At 71.4% G+C, this 22,231-nt stretch carries 19 protein-coding genes and 3 tRNA genes; 19 read left to right on the top strand and 3 right to left on the bottom strand.

Annotation, left to right across the window (positions count from 1 at the left end):
- The first annotated feature begins 37 nt into the window (after positions 1-37).
- Positions 38-901: a polyphosphate kinase 2 family protein gene (locus KY498_RS08190; protein WP_060960363.1), complete on the top strand. Its 864-nt coding sequence runs from the start codon at positions 38-40 to the stop codon at positions 899-901.
- Between the two features lie 52 nt (positions 902-953).
- On the opposite strand, the gene KY498_RS08185 is transcribed toward KY498_RS08190, so the two are convergent.
- Positions 954-2,216 carry an isochorismate synthase MenF gene (locus KY498_RS08185; protein WP_191007965.1) on the bottom strand — a complete coding sequence of 421 codons (1,263 nt, stop codon included), beginning with the start codon at positions 2,214-2,216 and terminating at the stop codon, positions 954-956.
- A 68-nt stretch (positions 2,217-2,284) separates the two neighbouring features.
- On the opposite strand from KY498_RS08185, the gene KY498_RS08180 reads away from it, so the two are divergent.
- From KY498_RS08180 to KY498_RS08145, 8 genes are all read left to right on the top strand, one after another.
- A complete protein-coding gene (locus tag KY498_RS08180) occupies positions 2,285-2,872 on the top strand; it encodes a YgaC family protein (protein ID WP_191007966.1) in 588 nt (195 codons plus the stop codon).
- A gap of 9 nt (positions 2,873-2,881) precedes the next feature.
- Complete coding sequence (locus tag KY498_RS08175) at positions 2,882-3,595, top strand: demethylmenaquinone methyltransferase (RefSeq protein ID WP_060960366.1); 714 nt, start codon at positions 2,882-2,884, stop codon at positions 3,593-3,595.
- 44 nt (positions 3,596-3,639) lie between these two features.
- Positions 3,640-4,701 carry a polyprenyl synthetase family protein gene (locus KY498_RS08170; RefSeq protein WP_082734227.1) on the top strand — a complete coding sequence of 354 codons (1,062 nt, stop codon included), beginning with the start codon at positions 3,640-3,642 and terminating at the stop codon, positions 4,699-4,701.
- A gap of 64 nt (positions 4,702-4,765) precedes the next feature.
- On the top strand, positions 4,766-6,139 hold the full coding sequence (locus KY498_RS08165) for an FAD-dependent oxidoreductase (protein ID WP_060960368.1): 1,374 nt from the start codon (positions 4,766-4,768) through the stop codon (positions 6,137-6,139).
- Positions 6,140-6,335: 196 nt separating this feature from the next.
- Complete coding sequence (locus tag KY498_RS08160; RefSeq protein ID WP_191007967.1) at positions 6,336-6,836, top strand: DNA/RNA helicase; 501 nt, start codon at positions 6,336-6,338, stop codon at positions 6,834-6,836.
- Between the two features lie 133 nt (positions 6,837-6,969).
- Positions 6,970-7,929 (top strand): alpha/beta hydrolase, encoded by a 960-nt coding sequence (locus KY498_RS08155; RefSeq protein WP_191007968.1) that lies wholly within the window; start codon positions 6,970-6,972, stop codon positions 7,927-7,929.
- A gap of 211 nt (positions 7,930-8,140) precedes the next feature.
- Positions 8,141-9,901 carry a long-chain fatty acid--CoA ligase gene (locus tag KY498_RS08150; RefSeq protein ID WP_191007969.1) on the top strand — a complete coding sequence of 587 codons (1,761 nt, stop codon included), beginning with the start codon at positions 8,141-8,143 and terminating at the stop codon, positions 9,899-9,901.
- A 72-nt stretch (positions 9,902-9,973) separates the two neighbouring features.
- Positions 9,974-10,849, top strand: coding sequence for a DUF1295 domain-containing protein (locus tag KY498_RS08145; protein ID WP_191007970.1), 876 nt, complete (start codon positions 9,974-9,976; stop codon positions 10,847-10,849).
- A gap of 17 nt (positions 10,850-10,866) precedes the next feature.
- Here KY498_RS08145 and KY498_RS08140 read toward each other — a convergent pair whose 3' ends face one another.
- A complete protein-coding gene (locus tag KY498_RS08140) occupies positions 10,867-11,355 on the bottom strand; it encodes a YajQ family cyclic di-GMP-binding protein (RefSeq protein ID WP_191007971.1) in 489 nt (162 codons plus the stop codon).
- A gap of 82 nt (positions 11,356-11,437) precedes the next feature.
- Here KY498_RS08140 and KY498_RS08135 point away from each other — a divergent pair, with 82 nt between their 5' ends.
- The 3 genes from KY498_RS08135 to KY498_RS08125 all read left to right on the top strand — a co-directional run bounded on the left by KY498_RS08135 (position 11,438) and on the right by KY498_RS08125 (position 13,254).
- Positions 11,438-11,923 carry an FBP domain-containing protein gene (locus tag KY498_RS08135; protein ID WP_191007972.1) on the top strand — a complete coding sequence of 162 codons (486 nt, stop codon included), beginning with the start codon at positions 11,438-11,440 and terminating at the stop codon, positions 11,921-11,923.
- Positions 11,924-12,022: 99 nt separating this feature from the next.
- Positions 12,023-12,104, top strand: a tRNA-Tyr gene (locus tag KY498_RS08130).
- 133 nt (positions 12,105-12,237) lie between these two features.
- Complete coding sequence (locus tag KY498_RS08125) at positions 12,238-13,254, top strand: hypothetical protein (protein WP_191007973.1); 1,017 nt, start codon at positions 12,238-12,240, stop codon at positions 13,252-13,254.
- 27 nt (positions 13,255-13,281) lie between these two features.
- On the opposite strand, the gene KY498_RS08120 is transcribed toward KY498_RS08125, so the two are convergent.
- Positions 13,282-14,844, bottom strand: a complete 1,563-nt coding sequence (locus KY498_RS08120) for an NAD(P)/FAD-dependent oxidoreductase (protein WP_191007974.1) — start codon at positions 14,842-14,844, stop codon at positions 13,282-13,284.
- A gap of 31 nt (positions 14,845-14,875) precedes the next feature.
- Here KY498_RS08120 and KY498_RS08115 point away from each other — a divergent pair, with 31 nt between their 5' ends.
- The 7 genes from KY498_RS08115 to KY498_RS08085 all read left to right on the top strand — a co-directional run bounded on the left by KY498_RS08115 (position 14,876) and on the right by KY498_RS08085 (position 22,218).
- Positions 14,876-15,691, top strand: a complete 816-nt coding sequence (locus KY498_RS08115; RefSeq protein ID WP_375140953.1) for an inositol monophosphatase family protein — start codon at positions 14,876-14,878, stop codon at positions 15,689-15,691.
- A 247-nt stretch (positions 15,692-15,938) separates the two neighbouring features.
- Positions 15,939-17,267, top strand: coding sequence for a M23 family metallopeptidase (locus KY498_RS08110; RefSeq protein WP_223848843.1), 1,329 nt, complete (start codon positions 15,939-15,941; stop codon positions 17,265-17,267).
- 62 nt (positions 17,268-17,329) lie between these two features.
- Positions 17,330-17,401: transfer RNA gene (locus KY498_RS08105), tRNA-Thr, on the top strand.
- A 35-nt stretch (positions 17,402-17,436) separates the two neighbouring features.
- A tRNA-Met gene (locus KY498_RS08100) sits at positions 17,437-17,510 on the top strand.
- Positions 17,511-17,663: 153 nt separating this feature from the next.
- Complete coding sequence (locus tag KY498_RS08095) at positions 17,664-19,391, top strand: ABC transporter ATP-binding protein (RefSeq protein WP_191009632.1); 1,728 nt, start codon at positions 17,664-17,666, stop codon at positions 19,389-19,391.
- Positions 19,388-21,412, top strand: coding sequence for an ABC transporter ATP-binding protein (locus KY498_RS08090; RefSeq protein WP_219879603.1), 2,025 nt, complete (start codon positions 19,388-19,390; stop codon positions 21,410-21,412). The genes KY498_RS08095 and KY498_RS08090 overlap by 4 nt, the downstream gene beginning before the upstream one ends.
- Positions 21,409-22,218 carry a sulfite exporter TauE/SafE family protein gene (locus KY498_RS08085; RefSeq protein WP_082734225.1) on the top strand — a complete coding sequence of 270 codons (810 nt, stop codon included), beginning with the start codon at positions 21,409-21,411 and terminating at the stop codon, positions 22,216-22,218. The genes KY498_RS08090 and KY498_RS08085 overlap by 4 nt, the downstream gene beginning before the upstream one ends.
- Positions 22,219-22,231 lie beyond the last annotated feature (13 nt).

The raw sequence follows: 22,231 nt of genomic DNA, 5'->3' as shown, positions 1-22,231 counted from the left end.
CCTGGCCGAAACCCCGGGGTCGCGCCATGATGTGGTGATGACCGCGAGAAGCCAGAAGCACTGGAGCGCCGACCCCGCCGACATCCTCCGCGCCGACCCCGGATTCCGCCTCGCCGACCTCGACCCGTCCTCGACGCCGGGGTACGAGGAGGGCAAGAGCAGCGGCCGGTCGGACCTCGAGGCGGGCGCCGACGAGCTGGACGAGCTGCAGGAGCGCCTGTACGCGCAGAGCCGTATCCAGGAGGACGCCCCCGCCGTGCTCCTCGTGCTCCAGGCGATGGACTCCGCCGGCAAGGGCGGCATCGTCCGCCACGTCGTCGGCTCGGTGGACCCGCAGGGCATCGCGCTCGCCGCCTTCAAGAAGCCCACGCCGGAGGAGCTCGCGCACGACTTCCTGTGGCGCATCGACAAGCGCGTGCCGGCGCCGGGCCTCATCGGCGTCTTCGACCGCTCCCACTACGAGGACGTCCTCATCGGGCGGGTGCGCGCGCTGGCCCCGGCCGAGGAGATCGAGCGCCGCTACGGGGCGATCGTCGACTTCGAGAAGGGCCTCACCGACCGCGGCATCCGCCTCGTGAAGGTGATGCTGCACATCTCCGCCGACGAGCAGAAGGAGCGGCTGCGGGAGCGGCTGGACCGTCCCGACAAGCACTGGAAGTACAACCCCGGCGACGTCGACGAGCGGCAGCGCTGGGACGAGTACATGGCGGCCTACCAGACGGTCTTCGAGCGGACGTCCACGCCGAACGCCCCGTGGCACGTCGTGCCCGCGAACCGCAAGTGGTACGCGCGCCTCGCCGTCCAGGCGCTCCTGCTCGACGCCCTCGAGGACGTCGATCCGCAGTGGCCCGCGGCGGACTTCGACGTGGAGGCCGAGAAGGTCCGCCTCGCCGCGACCTGAGCCCGCGGCGCCCGGTCGTTGAGCGCCGCGCGCAGCGCCGAGTCGAGACGCCCTACGCCAGCGCGTCGACGATCGGCCGGAACTTCACGCGGGTCTCCAGCATCTCGGCCTCGGGGTCGCTGCCCGCGACGATCCCCGCGCCCGCGTGGGCGCGGAACGGGATGCCGCCGGCATCCGTCGCCGCGAGGTCGAACTGCGCCCCGCGCAGCGCGATGGCCCACTCCCCGTCGCCGTGGGCGTCGACCCACCCGACCGGGCCCGCGTACCGCCCGCGGTCGAACGGCTCGATGCGGCGGATGGCCGCGAGCGCCGCGGCCGTCGGTGTTCCGGCGACGGCCGCCGTGGGATGCAGCACGCCCAGCAGATCGAGCGCCGACGTCTCGGGCGAGGTGGTCGCCTCGACGTCGGTGGCGAGGTGCCAGACGTTGGGCAGGGCGAGGGTGAAGGGCTGTTCGGCGGCGGCCAGCGCGCTCGTGTGCGGGGCGAGCGCGTCGACGAGGCTGCGGACGGCGTACTGATGCTCCGCCAGATCCTTCGCGCTGGTGGCGAGCCGCAGGGCCGCCTCGCGATCGGCATCCGGACCCGAACCGCGCGCCACCGTGCCGGCGAGCACGCGCGCGGTGACCTGGCCCCCGGAGACCGTCACGAGCGTCTCGGGGCTGGCTCCGATGAGACCGTCGACCGCGTAGACCCAGGTGTCGGGGTAGGCCGAGGCGAGGGAGCGCACCAGCCGGCGCAGATCGGCGTCGGCCGGCACCGTGCCCGCCAGCTCGCGGGCGAGGACGACTTTGCTGACCTCGCCCGAGGCGATCGCCGCGAGGCCCGCGCGCACCGCGTCCTGGTAGCCCTCGGGGGTGAGCGCGCCGGGGCCGACCGCGGCCGACCAGTGCGGTCCGTAGCCGATGGCGCGCGGCTCGTCGGGTTCGGGGGCGCCCTCCTCGGGCAGCACCCACGACGCCCACGTGCGCCCGTCGCGCGAGCCCACGGTCAGCAGCGGCACGGTGAGGACGGCCGACGAGGCGGACTGCGTGTCGAAGGGGAGTGCGCCGAAGGCGATCAGCCCCGTTCCCGGCGCCCGGACGTGGTCGTCGACCACCGCCGCCGCCGCGACCTCGCGCCAGCGGTCGGCGAGGGTCGCGGCATCCGTCGCCGAGGCCGTGAGCGTCAGGGCGGAGCCGACACCGACCAGCCACGAGCCGCGCCGGGTCCACACCAGCGGATCGGCCGGGTCGGCGTACTCGAGCGGGTCGTCGATGGGGGCGATCTCGCGGGTCACGATGCGCAGACGGGGCGGACGGGACGGCGCGGAACTCACCCGTTCAGCCTAATCCGCCGCGTCCGCGCCGTCCGCGGCGACGGTGGCGGCCGGTTAGGCTCGCGACCATGACCGCTCGCCCCGCGCCCGGCACCCCGCTCGTCTTCCGCTGGCGCAAGTGGGACGGCGGCCCGCATTGGGAGCACGAGTGCGTGTTCCTCGGCAGCGACGAGCACGGCGACTGGGTCGGCCAGCGTGACGGCTGGCGCAGCGCGCGCCCCGGCGTCGACACGGTCAGCCTCGGCGACAACGTGACGCTCGTCCCGCCGAGCGGCGAGTATGCGGCGACCCTCAACGCGACCCACCCGCGCATCGCGATCTACATCGACATCGCGTGGGATCTGCGATGGGATGCCGCCACCGACGCCGACGGCATCCCGACGCCGACGGGCATCGACATGGACCTCGACGTCGTGCGCGCCCGCGACGGCCGGGGCACCTGGATCGATGACCGCGACGAGTGGGACGAGCACCGCGTCCGCTATGGATACCCGCGGGAGATCGTCGACCGCCTGGAGGACGTCGCGGTCGCGCTCGAGGCCGACGTCCGCGCGGAGCGGGCACCGTACGACGGCGCCACCGCCGCGCGCTGGCTGGCGGTGCTCGACGCGGTCGCGCCCGGCGGGGGCGCACCGTGGGCCGGGACCCGCGCCTAGGATCGAAGGGTGAGTGAGCACCGCGCCGACCTGGGCAAGGATCCGTCCCGCGTGAGCGGCATGTTCGACGAGGTCGCGGCGGGGTACGACCGCACGAACACGGTCCTCAGCCTCGGCAACGACCGCCTCTGGCGCATCGCCACCACGCGCGCCATCGCGCCCCGCCCGGGCCAGCGCATCCTCGATCTGGCTGCGGGGACGGGCGCCAGTTCCGTGGCGATCGCCCGCAGCGGCGCCGAGGTCGTGGCCGGGGACTTCTCTCCCGGCATGATCGCCGAGGGTCGTCGCCGGCACGGCCACGTCCCGAACGTCACGTTCGTGGAGGCCGACGCGATGGCGTTGCCCTTCGCCGACGACGAGTTTGACGTCGTGACGATCTCGTTCGGGTTGCGCAACGTCAACGACCCCAAGAAGGCGCTCGCAGAGATGCTGCGCGTGACCGCGCCCGGGGGCAGGCTCGTCGTCTGCGAGTTCTCGCATCCGCAGAACGCGGCCTTCGCGGGCCTGTACCGCTTCTACAACGACCGGATCCTCCCGACCGTCGCCCGGACGGTGAGCTCCAACGCCGACGCGTACGACTACCTCAACGAGTCGATCAAGGACTGGCCCGACCAGGTGACCCTGTCGTCGTGGATCCGGGATGCCGGGTGGACCCGCGTCGCGCACCGCGATCTCACCTTCGGCATCGTGGCTCTGCACCGCGCGGTGAAGCCGCTGGTCTGAACCTGCGGCGGGCGGGACCCGACGGCCGCGGGTAGGCTGGGATGGTGACTCCGAGCCCTTCCGCTGCCGGCGCGCGACTGACGGCCAATCTCGGCCTGACCGAGCGCGTGCTCGCCGGTCCCCGGATGCGCAAGCTCCTCGCGGTCGTCGAAGACGGCCTCGACCGTGTCGAGGACACCCTCGCCCGCGAACTGCGTGTGAGCGATGCGCTCGCCGACGCCACCACCCGCTACCTCTACGAGGCGGGCGGCAAGCGGGTGCGGCCCATGCTGACGCTGCTGACCGCGCAGCTCGGCGAGGGCACGACCGAGCAGGTCGTGACCGGTGCGACCGCGCTCGAGATGACGCATCTGGGCTCGCTCTACCACGACGACGTCATGGACGGCGCGGACGTGCGCCGCGGCGTCCCCAGCGCCCACGCGGTGTGGGGCAACAACGTCGCGATCCTCACCGGCGACCTCATGTTCTCGCGCGCCAGCCAGCTGATGGCGCAGATCGGCGAGCGGGCGATCCGCCTGCAGGCCGACACGTTCGAGCGTCTCGTGCTCGGTCAGATGCACGAGACGGTCGGCGCGCAGGCGGGCGAGGATCCGGTCGACTTCTACCTCCAGGTGCTGGCCGACAAGACGGGCTCGCTGATCGCGGCATCCGCCCAGGCCGGCATCCTGTTCTCGGACGCTCCGTCCGAGTACCGCCGGCCCGCGCTGGAGTACGGCGAGAAGGTGGGCGTCGCCTTCCAGCTGCTCGACGACGTCATCGACCTCTCCGACGATCCCGCACAGACCGGCAAGGTCCCCGGCACCGACCTGCGCGCCGGCGTTCCGACGATGCCGTATCTGCTGCTCGGACGCGCCTCCGACCCGGCGTCGCGCGCGCTGAAGGCGACGATCGACGACGGCGTGGCCCGCATCGCCGACGGCGCCGATCCGGCGATCCTCGACGAGGCGATGGAGCAGCTGCGCACCCACGCGGTCACGGAGGCGACCCGGGCGAAGGCGTACGAATGGGCGGATGCCGCGATCGAGGCGATCGACCCGCTCCCGGCCGGCCCCGTCCGCGACGCGCTCGTCAAACTCGCCCACGTCATCGTCGACCGCTCCAGCTGACCGCGTGTCGGCGCGGGCCGGCCGGCCCGGGCTCAACGACCGCAAGAACACGAAGGAAACACCCATGACCAAGCTGAGGCTGGCCATCGTCGGCGCGGGTCCTGCCGGCATCTATGCGGCGGACATCCTGCTGAAGGCGGAGCGCAAGTTCGACGTCTCGATCGACCTGTTCGACCACCTCCCGGCCCCGTACGGGCTCGTCCGCTACGGCGTGGCGCCCGACCACCCCCGCATCAAGGGCATCATCACGGCCCTGCGCGACGTGCTCGACCGCGGCGACATCCGCATCTTCGGCAACGTCCGCTTCGGCGAGGACATCACCCTCGACGACCTCAAGCAGCACTACAACGCCGTCATCTTCGCGACCGGCGCGATCAAGGACGCCGAGCTCGACATCCCGGGCATCGACGCCGTCGGCTCGTTCGGCGCGGCCGACTTCGTCAGCTGGTACGACGGCCACCCCGACTTCCCGCGCGAATGGCCGCTGGATGCGGCATCCGTCGCGGTGATCGGCAACGGCAACGTCGCGCTCGACGTCGCCCGCGTGCTCGCCAAGCACGCCGAGGACCTCCTGGTCACCGAGATCCCCGCGAACGTGCACGCCGGGCTCGAGGCGTCGCAGGTCACCGACGTGCACGTGTTCGGCCGCCGCGGCCCGGCGCAGGTGAAGTTCACGCCGCTCGAGCTGCGCGAGCTCGGTGAGCTGCGCGACGTCGACATGGTCGTCTACGACGAGGACTTCGACTACGACGAGGCCTCGCGCGCCGCGGTCGCGAGCAACAAGCAGGTCATGGTCATCGACCGCGTGCTGCAGTCGTGGCGTCAGCGCCCGGGCGTGAACAACGCCGGCGGTGAGGCGTCGCGCCGGCTGCACCTGCACTTCTGGGCCAAGCCGGTCGAGGTCAAGACCGACGACACCGGTCGCGTCGCGGCCCTCGTCTACGAGCGCACCCGTCCCGATGCGGAGGGCGGGGTGGTCGGCACCGGCGAGCTGCGCGAGGTGCCGATCCAGCAGCTCTACCGTGCCGTCGGGTACTTCGGCTCCCCGCTTCCCGGCGTCCCGTTCGACAAGAAGCACGGCGTGATCCCCAACCACGAGGGCCAGGTGCTGCACAAGGACTCCAACGAGCGGGTCCCCGGTGTGTACGCCACGGGCTGGATCAAGCGCGGTCCGGTGGGACTGATCGGCCACACCAAGTCCGACGCGATGGAGACGATCAGCCACCTCATCAACGACCAGGCGTCGTGGTGGCAGCCGGCCGATCCCTCCGCCGAGGCGATCCCGGCGCTGCTGGAGTCGCGCGGGGTCGCGTGGACGGATCTCGACGGCTGGCACCGCCTGGACGAGCACGAGGTCGCCCTCGGGGCGGCCCAGGACCGCGCCCGCATCAAGGTCGTCGACCGCGACGAGATGGTCCGGGTCTCCCGCGGCGAGTAAGCCGTCGGCTCGGGAGGACATTTCGCGTCGGGAGGTCGTTTTCGCGGCATCCATCCTCCGGAACGGAAATCTCCTCGGTTGGCGCGCACGGGTCGGCCTGCTTCGGCTCCTCCCCAGCGGGGCGAAAGCGACAGGTTGTACACGGATGCCGCGGCGTGCGGGGTCGCCGGATGCGCCGCGGGTCACGATGTCGCACATGGATGCGGCGACGTGGGCCCGAGAGCGCGGGGGCGTGGTCCGCAGCGACCGGATCGGGCGAGCCGGATACGGGCGCGGTGCGCTCGCGCCGACGGCCACCGCGGTCGTGCACTGGGCGCGGCCGGTGGTTCCGCGGCATCCGGATGGCCTGGTCGATGCCCCCGAGAACGTGCTCGCTGCTGTCGCCGCGTGCCAGCCGTTCGAGGTCGCGTTGGCGGTGTGGGAGTCGGCGCTGCGGAATGCGGAGATGGATGCCGCGGCGCTCGCGCGGCTTCGTCTTCCGGCCTGTGCGCGCCGCGTGCTCGCCGCGGCGGAGGTCTGGTCCGACTCGGGGCTCGAGACCTTCGTCGTGCCCCGGCTGCGGTGGATGCGTCTGCCGCTGCGGCGCCAGATCTGGATCGCCGGCCACCGCGTCGATCTGCTCATCGGTGAGCGGCTCGTCCTGCAGATCGACGGCGGCCATCATGTCGGGCCGCAACGGCTCCACCGTGCACGATGAACCGCTCGGGAGGAGATTCCGCGTCGGGAGGTCGTCTTCGCGGCATCCGTCCTCCCGAGGAGAAATCTCCTCCGCGCGCGCCGGCGAGGCCGGCATCCGTGCCGCGCACGGGTCCCGCCGATAGGCTGGCGGCATGGCGAGCGGGTGGGGCGCAGACATCCTCGGGCCGGGCTTCGAACAGCTCACGCTCGAGCTCGAGGCGGACGCCGGTCCCGCCACCCTCGTGCGCTCCCTCCCGCGGATGCCGTGGCTGCGCGCCCTGAACGGCGTCGACGTGCTGTACGTGCACGGGTGGTCGGACTACTTCTTCCAGACCGGGCTGGCCCGGCTGTGGACGGGCCTCGGCGCCCGGTTCTACGCGCTCGACCTGCACGGCTACGGGCGCAGCCTGCGCCCCGGCCAGACCCCCGGCTACGTCGCCGCCCTCGAGGACTACGACGGCGACATCGCGGCGGCGCTGGCCGCGATGGGACACGACGGCGCGAGCCGGCGACGGCTCGTGCTCCTGGGGCATTCCACGGGCGGGCTGACGCTCAGCCTGTGGGCGGCGCGGCATCCGGGCGTCGCGAGCGCCGTCGTGCTCAACAGTCCGTGGCTCGAACTGCAGACCGGCACGATCGGGCGTCAGGCGATCGCCCCGCTCATCGAGATGCGCGCGCGCTTCGACCCGCTCGGGGCGCACCCGGTCGTCGACCTCGGCTTCTACACCCGCGCGCAGCGCGAGCTCGGCACCCTGCCCGACAGCCCTGAGGGGTGGCGGCCCGAGCGGGGCTTCCCGACCCATCCGGGCTGGCTGGCCGCGGTCATGCGTGGCCATGCCACGGTCGCCGCGGGCGTGACGATCGACGCGCCCGTGCTCACGATGCTCTCGACCGGGTCGACCTCGCCCGTGCTGTGGAGCGCGCAGATGACCTCGACCGACAGTGTGCTCGTCGTCGACGACATCGCCCGCGCCGCGACGCGGTTGGGTCCGCTGGTGACGGTCGCGCGCATCGACGGCGCGATCCACGACGTTTTCCTGTCGGCCCCCGGCCCGAGGGATGCCGCGTACGCCGCGCTCCGGCGCTGGCTCCTGTCCGGCGCGATCTCCTGATCAGGCCGTCGGCGAGGGCGCCGGTGAGGGCGTGGGTGTGACGGCGGGCCGACCGAACGCGCCCGCTCAGCTACACATACGTCGACCGTAATGCAACCCCTCCGGGGCTGTTTCCGCGGCGTGCGAGGATGTCGCTGCGGATATCCCATCCGATCGGGCCTCGGCTCCGAACACCAGGTAGCCACGCCCCATCCGAAGGAGAGCTCTGCCCGTGAGAGAAGCGACGACCGCGCCACTGGCCGACCTGACCGCCTACCGCAACGTCACCGACCTCCTCGTCGGCCGCGTCGCGGAGGCACCCGACCACGTCGCGTTCGACGTGCGCAGCGCCGGCGCGAGCTGGCGCGGTGTCCGCACCGCCGCCTTCGCCGACGAGGTGCGCGCCGTGGCCAAGGGGCTGCTCGCCGGAGGGCTCCAGGCGGGGGATGCCGTGGCGATCATGGCTCCGACCCGGTACGAGTGGGCGGTCGCCGACCTCGCGGTCTGGTTCGCGGGCGGCGTCGTCGTGCCCGTCTACGACTCCTCGGCGCCGAGCCAGGTGGCGGCGATCGTCGACGACGCGCAGGTGCGCGTCGCCTTCTGCGGAGACGCGCGTTCCCGCGCCGCGCTGGAGCAGGCCGGCCTCGCGACGGTGATCTCGCTGGCCGACGGTCTGCCCGCGCTCATCGCGAGCGGGGCCGCCGTCGGCGACGACGCGCTGGAGCGGGCCCGGACGCAGGCCGGACCCGGATCGCCCGCGACGATCGTCTACACCTCCGGCACCAGCGGCACGCCGAAGGGCGTCGTGCTCACCCACGAGAACTTCCTGGGGCAGGTGCTCAACATCGCGGCCGCCTACTCCGACATCGTGCGTGCCGACGGCAGCACCGTGATCTTCCTCCCGCTGGCGCACGTGCTCGCCCGCGGGCTGCAGCTGATCTGCCTGGCGAGCGGCATGCGCATCGCCCACCTCTCCGAGCCGTCGGAGGTCGTCGCGTCGCTGTCGGTCCTGCGCCCGACCTTCCTGGTCGTGGTCCCGCGCATCCTGGAGAAGATCGCCGCGGCCGCCGGTGCCAAGGCCGCCGAGAAGCGTCTGGGCGGAGCGTGGTCCGCGGCGGCGCGGACCGCCGTGCAGGCCGCGCGCCGGGAGGAGCGGATCGACGACGGCGAGGTCCCGGCATCCTCGTGGAGCCTGTCGCTGCGTCGGCGCCTGTTCGACGCGCTGTTCTACCGTCGTATCCGCGCGCTCATGGGCGGGCGGATCCGTTACGTCCTCTCCGGAGGCGCCACCCTGCCGTCGCGGCTGTCGCTGCTGTTCCGGGGGATGGGCATCCCCGTCATCGAGGGCTACGGCCTGACCGAGACGACGGCGCCGCTCACCGGCAACCTCCCGGGGCGCATCCGCTCCGGCACGGTGGGCGTGCCGCTGCCCGGCTCGACCGTGCGCATCTCCGACGACGGCGAAGTGCTCGCCAAGGGCGTCGGCGTGTTCTCCGGCTACCGCAACCCGGACGATGACCGTGAGGCGTTCGTGGACGGCTTCTTCCGCACCGGCGATCTCGGCACGCTCGACGAGCGCGGCCGGCTGGTGCTGCAGGGTCGGGTGAAGGATGTCGTGACCACCTCCGGCGGCAAGACCGTCGCGCCCGCGCGCTGGGAGGCGGCGATCGAGGAGCACCCGCTCATCTCGTCCGCGGTCACCGTGGGGGAGGGGCGCCCCTACCTGACCGCGCTGATCGTGCTCGATCAGGACGCCGTGACCTCGGCCCACGACGGCCGCAGCGTCGCCCTCGACGACCCGGATCTGCGGGCGGCCGTGCAGCGCGCCGTCGACGACGCGAACACGCTGGTCTCGCGCAGCGAGCAGGTGCGCCGCTTCGCGCTCGTGTTCGCGGATGCCGAGGACCGCGAGATCGTCACACCCACCCTCAAGATCCGTCGGCGCGAGCTGCTGAATCGCGAGTCGCGCACGATCGACGCCCTCTACAGCTGACCGCTCCGCCCCCTCCGTTTCCCCCCGTTCCCCCGTCCCACCCGCCCGACTCGTCCCACCCGGAGAGACCCCATGTCACAGCGCCCCGGAGCCATCCTCGTCACGATCCTCGTCGCCCTCGGTCTCGGCGCCGCGCTCGCCGTCGCCGGCAGCACCGCCGGACAGTCGCTCGGCGGCATCCCCCTGTTCGCCCTCGCCGTCGCCGCGGCCTTCGCGATCCAGCTGATCGCGTACCTCCCGGCCGTGCTGCTGCGCACGGAGAAGTTCTTCGACCTGACCGGCGGCCTGACCTTCGCGCTCGTCGCGGTGTGCCTGCTGATCGCTGTCGCACCCGCCGATGCGCGGGCCTGGGTGCTGGTCGCCATGATCGTGATCTGGGGCGTGCGGCTGTCGGTGTTCCTGTTCGTCCGGGTGCACGCCCAGGGCTCGGACGGGCGCTTCGACGACATCAAGGTGAACCCGCTGGCGTTCCTGCGGGTGTGGATCATGCAGGGTCTCTGGGTCGCGGTCACGTCCTCGGCGGCGTGGGTGGGCATCACCGCGCGAGAGAGCCGGGGTTTCGACGTCTGGATCGTCGTCGGCGCGGTCGTCTGGCTCGCCGGTCTCGTGATCGAGATCGTTGCGGACGGGCAGAAGGCCGCGTTCCGGCGCGATCCCGCCAACACGGGCCGGTTCATCGACGTGGGCGTGTGGTCGTGGTCGCGGCATCCCAACTACTTCGGCGAGATCCTCGTGTGGGTGGGTGTCGCCGTCGTCGCGCTGCCCGCCGCGACCGGGTGGCAGTGGGTCACCCTCGTCTCGCCGGTGTTCGTCGTGCTGCTGCTGACCCGCGTGAGCGGCATCCCCCTGCTCGAGAAGCGCGCCGACGCCCGCTGGGGCGACGAGCCCGCCTACCGGGAGTACAAGCGGCGCACGCCCGTGCTGGTGCCGGGTCTCGGCCGCGGCTGAGCGCGCGGCCGGCGCCCTCAGCGGTAGTTAGTGAACTGGAGGTCGACGTCGAGGTCGGCGGCCTTCAGCATCCGCTGCACCTCCTGCAGGTCGTCGCGCGACTTGGACTGCACGCGCAACTCGTCGCCCTGGATCTGCGCCTTGACCGACTTGGGCCCCTCGTCGCGGATCATCTTGCTGATCTTCTTCGCGTCCTCCGAGGAGATGCCCTCCTTGAGCGTGGAGGTGATGCGGTACTCCTTGCCGGATGCCTGCGGCTCGCCCGAGTCGAGCGACTTGAGTGAGATGCCCCGCTTGATCAGCTTCGTCTGGAACACGTCGAGCACGGCCTTCGCGCGCTCCTCGCTGTTGGCCTTGATGAGGATCGCCTCGCCGCTCCAGTCGATGGAGGCGCCGGTCCCCTTGAAGTCGTAGCGCTGCTCGACCTCCTTGCGGGCCTGGTTGAGCGCGTTGTCCGCCTCCTGGCGATCGATCTTGGAGACGATGTCGAAAGAGCTGTCAGCCATGCGTGGCAGTCTAGCCGCGCCCGCGCGAGCAGACCCCGGAGGCCCGCCCCTGCAGGCGCGGACGCGTTCGTAGACTGGACGGATGCAGCCGCTCACGGAGGATCAGGTGCGCGCCGCGCTCGTCAACGCGACACCCGACGAGGTCGATCGGATGGGCGTGCCGCTCTCGCTCGTGCTCGCCGACTGGGACCACCTGGACTTCCTCGCCTGGTCCGACCCCGACTTCCGCGGCCGCGGGTACCTGGTCGTGGAGCGCGACGGCGTACCGACCGGGATCGTGCTGCGCGCGGCATCCGGAGCGCGGCCGCGCGCCGCGATGTGCAACCTCTGCCACACGATGCAGCCCGGCAACCAGGTCGCCCTGTTCACGGCGCGACGGGCGGGGGATGCCGGGGTCCGCGGCGACAGCGTCGGCACCTATATCTGCGCCGATCTCGGCTGCCACGAGAACGTCCGGCTGGCCGCGCCGCTCGCGCCGAGCGAGGTACGTGCGAGCGTGGACCGGCGGATCGACGGCACGCGTCACCGCGTGGAGGCCTTCGTCGATCGCGTCGTCGCCCCCGTCTGACGAGGCGATGCGCCCTCCGGTTTTTCGGAAGGCGCCCGGCCGGGTAAGATGGTTGATCGCGCCTCCGGTCGACTGCAAAAGCCGGGCGGGTGCGCACTTGGCGAGTTACCCAAGCGGCCAAAGGGATCTGACTGTAAATCAGCCGTCTTCGACTTCGGGGGTTCGAATCCCTCACTCGCCACCCTCAGAAAGGCCCCGTTTCGGCGGGGCCTTTCGCGTTCCCGGGTAGCGCGCCGCCCGCCCGCATACCTGCACGGCCGGCGCACCCCGTGTCAGGATGGGGGAACGGATGGATGCCCGACGAAGGGAACGACATGACCGAGCCGACGAGCTCACCGCACTCCACGAAGATCCTGCGAGCGACGATCTGGGTGGCGATCGGGGCGCTCATCGCCGCGGCGCTGGTCTGCGTCGTATGGGTGCTGATCGGCGACTCGAACGGCATCGTCGGCAAGGCGTTCCTGACGATCCTCCTGCTCGCGGGCTTCGCCGGCGTGGCGATCGGCGAGTCGAACCTGGCCCCGCGTCGCCCGACGTGGCTGGCGCTGACGAGCATGATCTCCTGGGTGCTGATCCTCCTGGTCGGGGCGGTGCTCATCTGGATGCCGACCACCGGCTACTTCGGCTCCGGCGCCGAGCGTGTGTTCCGCTTCATCCTCATCGCGCTGATCATCCAGGGCGCACTGCTGCACACGCGCCTGTACCTGAACGCGTTCCTGCGTCATCAGACCACGTTCACGTCGATCGTCGCCTACGTCACGATCGGCCTGGTGGCGATCCTGATGGTCATGCTGGTGCTGCCTCTCATGACCGACGAGTACGTGACGTACCGCCCGCTGTACTGGCGTGTGGTCGTCGCGCTGGCGATCCTCGCCGCGGTCGGCACCGCGCTCATCCCGCTCGTGAACGCGCTCTTCGCCCCCAAGCGTCCCCGCCCGCCGGTGCCCGCCCCCGCGCCCTACGGCGCCGCCCCCCACGGCGCCGCCCCGTACGGCGCCGCCCCCGCGCCGCAGCCGGCCGCTCCGGCCGCTCCCGCCGCTCCCGCCGCGGAGTTCACCCCCTCGGCGCCGTCGCCCGCGCCGTGGCCGACGCACGCCGACGGCGTGACCCCGCTGCCGGTGTTCCCCGACGGGTCTCCCGACTGGAACGCCTATTACACGGGGCAGCCGTCGCCGGGTGCGCGCGTCTGGTTCTCGGATGCCGCGGCGCCCGCCGCCCCCGCGGCGCACCAGCCGCAGGCCTCCGCGTCGCCCTCCGTCGAGAGCCCGCCGGCTCAGGGGTACGAGGGCTTCCCGCCGCCGCCCCCGCTTCCTCCGCAGCAGCACAGCTGACGGTCGGCCGCCGCCGCGGCGCGAGCTTCATCCCAGGATCTCGAGAGCGGCCATCGCGGCGTTGTGGCCGCCGATGCCGCTGACGGCGCCCCCGCGGCGCGCTCCCGATCCGCACAGCAGCACGCGATCGTGGGAGGACGCGACGCCCCAGCGCTGCGCGGGCGAGTCCAGAGGCTCATCGTCCGCCGCCCAGGGCCACGCGAGCGGGCCGTGGAAGATGTCACCGCCCGTCATCCGCAGCGACCGTTCGAGGTCGACGGTCGTGCGCGCCTCGATGCACGGCGTGCCGTCGGGGGCGGTGTAGATGCAGTCCGCGATCGGTTCGGCCAGCACCGCGTCGAGCGTGCGCTGAGCGGCATCCATGAGCCTCGCGCGGTAGTCGTCGGGATCGACGCCCGCACTCAGCCGGTGCGGCAGCTGCAGACCGAAGAGGGTGAGCGTCTGCGCCCCCGACGCCTGCAGCCGGGGGCCGAGGATCGACGGGTCGGTGAGGGAGTGGCAGTAGATCTCGGCCGGGAGGGGGTCGGGGATGCCGCCGGTCGCGGCCGTCGCGTAGGCGTCGTCGAGCTGGCTCATCGTCTCGTTGACGTGGAACGTGCCCGCGAACGCCGCCTCGGGGGCCACCTCGTGGTCGCGCAGGCGCGGCAGGCGCGACAGGAGGAGGTTCACCTTCAGCTGAGCCCCCTCGGGCGGATCGGCCTCGTCTGTGCGCGGATCGCCGAGGAGATCGGCGAGCACCGCGGGCCCGACCCCGCTGAGCACGAGCCGCCCGGAGAAGGTCTCGCCGGAGGCGAGCGTGACGGTCCCGTCGGGATCGATCGCGACCACCTCCGCCTCGGCGCGCAGCTCGGCGCCGGCCGCCCGCGCCGCGTGCTCGAGCGCCGCGCTGACGCTCCCCATGCCGCCGACCGGAACGTCCCAGTCTCCGGTGCCGCCGCCGATCACGTGGTAGAGGAAGCACCGGTTCTGGCGCAGCGAGGGGTCGTCGGCCCACGAGAACGTGCCGATGAGGCCGTCGGTCAGGGCCACGCCGCGCGCGATGTCGGTGTGCAGGCTCTCGCGCAGGAGATCGCCGAGCGGGCGTCGGGTCACGGCATCCCAGAGGCCCGCGTCGGGCAGGAGTGCGCGCAGCTCGGATTCGCGCCGGAGCGGTGAGGTCACGGTCGGGAACACCGCGGCGGCGAGCGGCAGCAGGCGATCGGAGAGCTCCGAGAAGCGCTCCGCCTCCCGCACGTCGCCGGTCGTGCGGATGAAGCTCGCGGTGGTGGCCGCGGCATCCGCGTTGTCGACGAGGAGACCGCGGGTCGGATCGCCGGGGTCGGGCGTGTATGAGCTGTAGCGGCGCCGGCGCAGATCCAGCGGGAGGTCGAGGTCGTCGACGATCGTCCGCGGCAGGAGGCTCACGAGGTAGGAGTAGCGCGAGAGCCGCGCGTCCACTCCTGGCCAGGGGTGTTCGGACACCGCCGCCCCGCCCCATCCGTGCTGTCGTTCCAGCACGACGACGCGCTTGCGTGCGCGGGCGAGATAGGCGGCAGCGGTGAGGGCGTTGTGGCCCCCGCCCACGATCACGACGTCGTAGAGCGCGCTCATGAGCCCACGGTAGTGCGCGTACGGTGGAGGCATGGTGGATGCCGAGCGCTTGCACGTGATCGCTGTCGAGATCGCTCGGGAGGCGGGTGCGCTCGCACGGCGGCGGCGCTCCGAGGGCGTCGCCGTGGCGGCGACGAAGTCCACGCTCGCCGACATCGTCACCGAGGCCGACCGTGAGGTCGAGCAGCTCATCCGCGACCGGCTCTCCGCGGAGCGACCCGATGACGGTTTCGTCGGAGAGGAGTCCGACGCGCAGCCCGGCACCAGCGGGGTGACCTGGATCGTCGACCCGATCGACGGCACCGTCAACTATGCCTACGGCATCCCTCACTACGCCGTCAGCATCGCGGCGGTGACCGGTGAGCCCCGCCCGGGCCGGTGGGAGGCGCAGGCCGCCGCGGTCTACAGCCCCGTCGTGGACGAGCTGTTCCATGCGGTGCGCGGCGGGGGAGCCTGGCTCGGCGAGCAGCGGCTGGCCGTGTCGACGGTGACGGATGCCGGGGCCCTCCTGGCCACCGGCTTCGGATACGACCCGGCGACCCACGACGGCGACCTGGCGCGCGTGCGGCGCCTGATGGTGCTCGCGCGCGATCTTCGCCGGGCCGGAGCCGCGTCGCTCGATCTCGCGTACGTCGCGGCCGGGCGACTCGACGGCTACTTCGAGCGCGGATTGAAGCCGTGGGATCACGCGGCGGGCGCGCTGCTCGTCACCGAAGCCGGTGGCCTCGTCGGCGGTCGGCCCGGCGGAGCACCCGGTGCCGACATGACGATCGCCGCCGGGCCCGGCCTGTTCGAGCGGATGCGCGACCTGCTCGACGAGGTCGACGGCGTGGGCGGAAACGGATAGGAACGTCCACCGCGCGTCCATGGCATTCCCAGCGTGCAGCATGTAGTGTTTACCCGATCGTTATCTTTGCCGGCCCGAACGGCAGAGTGATCCGAAGCCCGTAGTACGTCGCCGCCCGGAGCTCCCCCTTCCGTGCGGCCTGACGAGAACCTGTGATGTGACCCTCGACACCCCCACGGCTGACGCCGCGCCGTCACGGCGCGCAAGCCGACGACCCGAAGCGGCGGCGACGCCGAACGGGTCGGGTGTGCTGACCCGCGCGGAGTACCGGCGCCGGGCTGCCGAGGCCGCCGCTCCCGACGTGGTCTCGCCCGAAGCCGTCGTCCCCTCCATGGTCGAAGCCGCCGTCGTGGACGCCGCGCTCGCCGAGGCCCCCGCCACCGAGCTGACCGACGAGCCCTCGCTCGCCGAGGCCGTCGTGGCGGATGTCGCCGCGGCGATCGTGGCCGAGACCGTCGTGGGCGCGCAGCCCGACGAGGCGTCGCGTCGGCGTCTGCGCCGCGCAGCCCGCGCCGTCTTCGAGTCGGTCGCCGCCGACGGCGCCGCCGAGGTGGACGTCCACGTCGACGCCGCCGACGACCAGCCGGTCGCCGCGCAGTCGATCCCCGTGGCCGAGCAGCTTCCGTCGGGCTCCGCCTTCACGGCCCCCGCGGACGATGCCTGCGACCTCGACGAGTTCGAGTTCGCCGCGCGACTGTTCTCGTTCACCGGTGAGACCCCCGTCCAGCGCCCGGTCGTCGACGCCACGGACGACACCGTGTCCGCTGCCGAGCCGGCCCCCCACGTCGCACCGCGTCGGCCCCGTGCGACGGCGGTGGTGAAGCGGATGGCGGCGGCATCCTTCTCCGTGGGCGTCATGGCCGTCGTGGGACTGCTCGCGGTCAGCACGACGACTCCCGCCGCGGCGATCGCCTCGGCATCCGACACCACCACATCGACCTCGACCTCGACCGCCGTGACGGCCAGCCAGAAGCTCACGACGGGATCGGGCAGTCAGATCCAGGCGTTCGTCGCTTCGGGCGCCGAACAGCCCAACACCCTCGATCGTCCCGAGAGCTACAACGTCACCTCGATGGCGGAGCTCGCGGCCGAGTCCGGTGTGCGCCTGTTCGCCAACACGTGGGTCAACGACCCGACGTCGCCGATCCAGTACCCGTTCCCCGTCGGCGTGCCGATCTCGGCCGCCTTCGGATCGCTCGCCTACGAGTCGGAGTTCGCCACGCCGCACAACGGCGTCGACCTCACGCCGGGCGAAGGGGCCGAGATCCACGCCGTGGCGGCCGGTACCGTGCGCATCGCGACCGAGGCGGGCGGCGACTACGGCGTGACCGTGCTGATCGATCACATCATCGACGGTCAGCTCGTCTCCACCCGCTACGGCCACATGCAGTACGGCTCGCTGCAGGTGAAGCAGGGCGACAAGGTCACCGCCGGTCAGGTGATCGGCCGGGTCGGCCAGACCGGTAAGGCGACCGGGCCGCACCTGCATCTCGAGGTGCTCCTGGGCGGCACGACGCGCATCGACCCGATGCCGTGGCTGGCCGAGCACACCAAGGGCGGTCACACCGTCGGTTGACCGATTCTGTCGGACGCCTCGGCTCTGATATTCTTTTCTGGTTGCCCCGCGAGGGGCGGCACGCCCCGATAGCTCAGTGGCAGAGCACTTCCATGGTAAGGAAGGGGTCGTCAGTTCAATCCTGACTCGGGGCTCGCAGCATCCACATCTCGCCGTGTGGGTGCGGCGCGGCGGGGTAGCTCAGTTGGTGAGAGCGCACGACTCATAATCGTGAGGTCGCGGGTTCAAGCCCCGCTCCCGCTACAAAAAACCCAGATCAGCCCCGGGAATTCCGGGGCTGTTTTGCGTTATGGGTCACGCTGTCCCGCACTTACCGCGCGGATCCGGGACGCGTGCGTGTCGGCGCCCGGCGATAGCATGAACCGTTCCCACCTCGCCCCGCAGACGGAGTGCCTCATGCTCGGAAAACTCCTCGTCCGTTACCTCTGGACGTACAAGTGGTGGCTGCTGGGCGTGCTCGTCTTCCAGTTCGCCTCGGCCATGGCGTCCCTCTACCTCCCGCGACTGAACGCCGACATCATCGACAAGGGCGTCGCGGCGGGCGACACCGGCTACATCTGGTCCCGCGGCGCGTTCATGCTCGTCATCGCGCTGGGCCAGATCGTCGCGTCCGTGATCGCGACGTTCTTCGCGGCGCGCGCGGCGATGAGCGCCGGCCGCGACATCCGACGCGACGTCTACGACAAGGTGAGCGGCTTCTCCGAGCGCGAGGTGTCGTCGTTCGGCGCGGGCACCCTCATCACCCGCAACACCAATGACGTGCAGCAGGTGCAGATGCTCGCGATGATGGGCGCGACCATGCTCGTCACGGCGCCGCTGCTGGCGATCGGCGGCATCATCATGGCCGTCCAGCAGGATGTCGGTCTGAGCTGGCTCATCGCCGTCGCGGTGCCGACGCTGCTCGTGATCGCGGGCTTCATCATCAGCCGCATGGTCCCGCTGTTCCGCGAGTACCAGGGCAAGCTCGACGGCGTCAACCGGGTGATGCGCGAGCAGCTGACCGGTGTGCGGGTCGTGCGCGCCTTCGTCCGCGAACGCATCGAGGAGGCGCGCTTCCGCGTGGCCAACACCGACATCATGGTCGTCGGCCGCCGCGTCGGATCGCTCTTCGTGATCATGTTCCCGCTCGCGATGCTCGTGCTCAACGTCACCGTCGTCGGCGTGATCTGGTTCGGCGGCATCCAGGTGGATGCCGGTCACGTCGAGATCGGCACCCTGTTCGCGTTCATGCAGTACGTCGGCCAGATCCTCATGGGCGTGCTGATGGCGACGTTCATGACGATCATGATCCCGCGCGCCGCCGTCTCCGCCGACCGCATCGGCGAGGTGCTCGACTCCACCGATGCGCTGCACCGTCCCGCCCAGCCGATCGACCGCTTCCCCGAGCTGGGCGCCGTGGAGTTCGACGACGTGTCGTTCAGCTACCCCGGCGCCGAGTCGCCCGTGCTGGAGCACATCTCCTTCCGGGCCGAGCCCGGTCAGACCGTGGCGATCGTCGGGTCGACCGGCTCCGGCAAGACGACGCTCGTCTCGCTCATCCCGCGGCTGTTCGACGTGACCGACGGCACCGTCCGCGTCGGCGGCGTCGATGTCCGCGAGGCCGATCTCGACGAGATGTGGCGCGGCATCGGCTACGTTCCGCAGCGTGCGTTCCTGTTCACCGGCACCGTCGCCAGCAACCTCCGCTTCGGGCGGGAGGATGCCACCGACGACGAGCTCTGGGACGCCCTCGACATCGCCCAAGGGCGCGACTTCGTCTCCGAGATGGAGGGCGGACTCACGGCACGCATCTCCCAGGGCGGCACGAACGTGTCGGGTGGGCAGCGCCAGCGGCTCTCGATCGCCCGCGCGATCGTGCATCGCCCGCACGTGCTCGTCTTCGACGACTCCTTCTCGGCGCTCGACGTCACCACCGACGCGCGACTACGGCAGGCGCTGTGGCGCGAACTGCCCGACGTGACGAAGATCGTGGTCGCTCAGCGCATCTCCACGATCGCGGATGCCGACGTCATCGTGGTCCTCGACGACGGGCGCCTGGTCGGCATCGGAACCCACGACGAACTGCTCGCCGGCAACGACACCTACCGGGAGATCGTCGAATCGCAGCTGGGGGTGGACGCATGAGCGCGCCGAACACGGCGGCCCTCTCCGAAGAGGAACGCGAAGAACTCGAGCTCGCCGAACAGGCGCGGCTCAACTCCGGGTCGTGGGACTCGGTCGCCCCCGGCAAGGCGGCGAACTTCGGTCGCAGCTTCGGTCGGATGATCGGCCTGCTCGCCCCCTACAAGTGGGCGTTCGCGTTCGTCTCCGTCCTCGGGGCGGTCGGCGTCGTGCTCGCGGTCATCGCCCCCAAGGTCCTCGGCGAGGCCACCAACATCCTCTTCGAAGGGGTCGTCTCGACGTCGCTGGCCGCCCAGTTCCCGGCCGGCACGAGCCAGGACCAGGTCGTCGACGCCCTGCGCGCGGCCGGACAGGGCGACATCGCCAACATCGTGTCGGCGATGCACGACTTCCAGGTCGGCACGGGTGTCGACTTCGAGCGCCTGAAGTGGGTGCTCGTCGCGGTCCTCGCCATTTACGTCGTCTCCGCCGTGCTGACCTGGCTGCAGGGCTATGTCATCAACGTCATCATGGTGCGCACGATGTGGCGGCTGCGCGAGTCGGTCGAGGCCAAGATCAACCGCCTGCCGCTGTCGTACTTCGACCGCGTCCAGCGCGGCGAGCTCATCTCGCGCGTGACGAACGACATCGACAACATCACCCAGACGATGCAGCAGTCGCTCTCGACTGCCGTCACCAACGTGCTCACGGTCGTCGGTGTGCTCGTGATGATGTTCTCCATCTCCTGGCAGCTCGCGATCGTCGCCCTGGTCGCCCTTCCCCTGATGGCCGTGATCTTCGGCATCATCGGGCCGAAGTCGCAGAAGGCGTTCGCCACCCAGTGGCGCAAGGTCGGACGCCTCAACGCCCGCGTCGAGGAGTCGTTCTCCGGCCACGCGCTGGTGCGCGTCTACGGACGCGAGCAGGACTCGCGCGAGAAGTTCGAGCAGGAGAACGAGGAGCTCTACCAGGCCGCGTTCAAGGCGCAGTTCCTGTCCGGGCTGATGATGCCCGCGATGATGTTCATCGGCAACCTCTCCTACGTCGGCATCGCGGTGCTCGGTGGCCTGATGGTGGCCTCCGGCCAGCTCCGGCTCGGCGACGTGCAGGCCTTCATCCAGTACTCGCAGCAGTTCACCCAGCCGCTGTCGGAGCTCGGCGGCATGGCCGCGGTGGTCCAGTCGGGCACGGCCTCGGCCGAGCGCGTCTTCGAGCTGCTCGACCAGGAGGAGCAGGAACCGGATGCCGAGGACGCGCCGCAACTGCGCGACGGGCGCGGCGTCATCGAGTTCCAGAACGTCGCGTTCTCCTACACCCCCGACAAGCCGCTCATCCGCGACCTGTCGTTCCGCGTCGAACCCGGTCAGACCGTCGCGATCGTCGGCCCGACCGGCGCGGGGAAGACCACCCTGGTCAACCTCCTGATGCGCTTCTACGAACTCGACGGCGGTCGGATCCTCCTCGACGGGCAGGACACCTCCGCGCTCACCCGCGACGACGTCCGCTCCCGCACCGGCATGGTGCTGCAGGACCCGTGGCTGTTCGCCGGCTCGATCCGCGAGAACATCCGCTACGGCAACGAGTCGGCATCCGATCTGGAGATCGTCGAGGCGGCCGTCGCGACGCGGGTCGACCGCTTCGTCCACTCGCTGCCCGACGGCTACGACACCGTGCTCGACGAGGACGCCGCGAACGTCTCGGCGGGGGAGAAGCAGCTGATCACGATCGCGCGGGCGTTCGTGGCGGAGCCGAGCGTGCTGATCCTCGACGAGGCGACGAGCTCCGTCGACACGCGCACCGAGCTGCTCCTGCAGCATGCGATGTCGGCGCTGCGCGAAGGACGCACGTCCTTCGTGATCGCGCACCGTCTGTCGACGATCCGCGACGCCGACCTCATCCTCGTGATGGAGCACGGCGACATCGTCGAGCAGGGTACGCACGAACAGCTCATCGCCGCGGAGGGGGCCTACTGGCGGCTCTACCGCTCGCAGTTCGAGCAGGCGGCGACCACCGTCGACCAGAGCACCGCGGGAACCGACGCGTGAGCGCGGCCGTACCGGCGGCGCCGCAGCGCCGCCGCGACCTGCGCTTCGTGCTCTCGTGCGTCGGCGTGGGCCTCGCCGCGGGACTGCTCTCCGGCCTGTTCGGCGTGGGCGGCGGCACGGTCATCGTGCCGATGCTCGTGCTGCTGCTCGGATTCGATCAGCGACTCGCGGCCGGCACCTCGCTCGCCGCGATCGTTCCCACGGCATCCGTGGGCGTCGTCTCCTACGCCGTGCACGGCTCGGTGGCCTGGATCCCGGCCCTGATCCTCGCCGCGGGAGCGGTGGTCGGCGCGCAGATCGGGTCGTGGCTGCTCGCCCGGATCCCGCAGAACGCCCTCCGGTGGGGTTTCGTCGGATTCCTCGCCGTGGTCATCGTGATGCTCTTCATCGTCGTGCCGTCCCGCGACGCGGTGCTCGAGCTCACCGTCGCTTCCGGCATCGGACTGGCCGTTCTCGGACTGTTCACCGGCGTGATGGCCGGGCTGCTGGGTGTCGGGGGCGGGGTCATCGTCGTGCCCGCACTGATCTTCCTGTTCGGCACCAGCGATCTGATCGCGAAGGGCACCTCGCTGCTGATGATGATCCCCACCGCCGTCTCGGGGACGATCGGCAACGTCAAGCGCCGCAACGTCGACCTCGTGGCCGCGGCCCTCGTCGGCGTCGCCGCCTGTACGACGACCGCGCTCGGCGCGTGGATCGCGACGCTGCTGTCGCCGTTGGTCGCCAACATCCTCTTCGCCTGCTTCCTCACCTTCATCGCGGTGCAGATGGCGATCCGCGCAGTGCGGGCCCGTCGCACCCGCTGAGCGCGTTCGTCCG

Source organism: Microbacterium sp. PAMC21962 (assembly GCF_019443465.1).
In the GTDB taxonomy this organism is placed as follows: domain Bacteria; phylum Actinomycetota; class Actinomycetes; order Actinomycetales; family Microbacteriaceae; genus Microbacterium; species Microbacterium hominis.
Note: the sequence above shows the minus strand (reverse complement) of the source record. Positions and strands in the feature narration are given on the sequence as shown.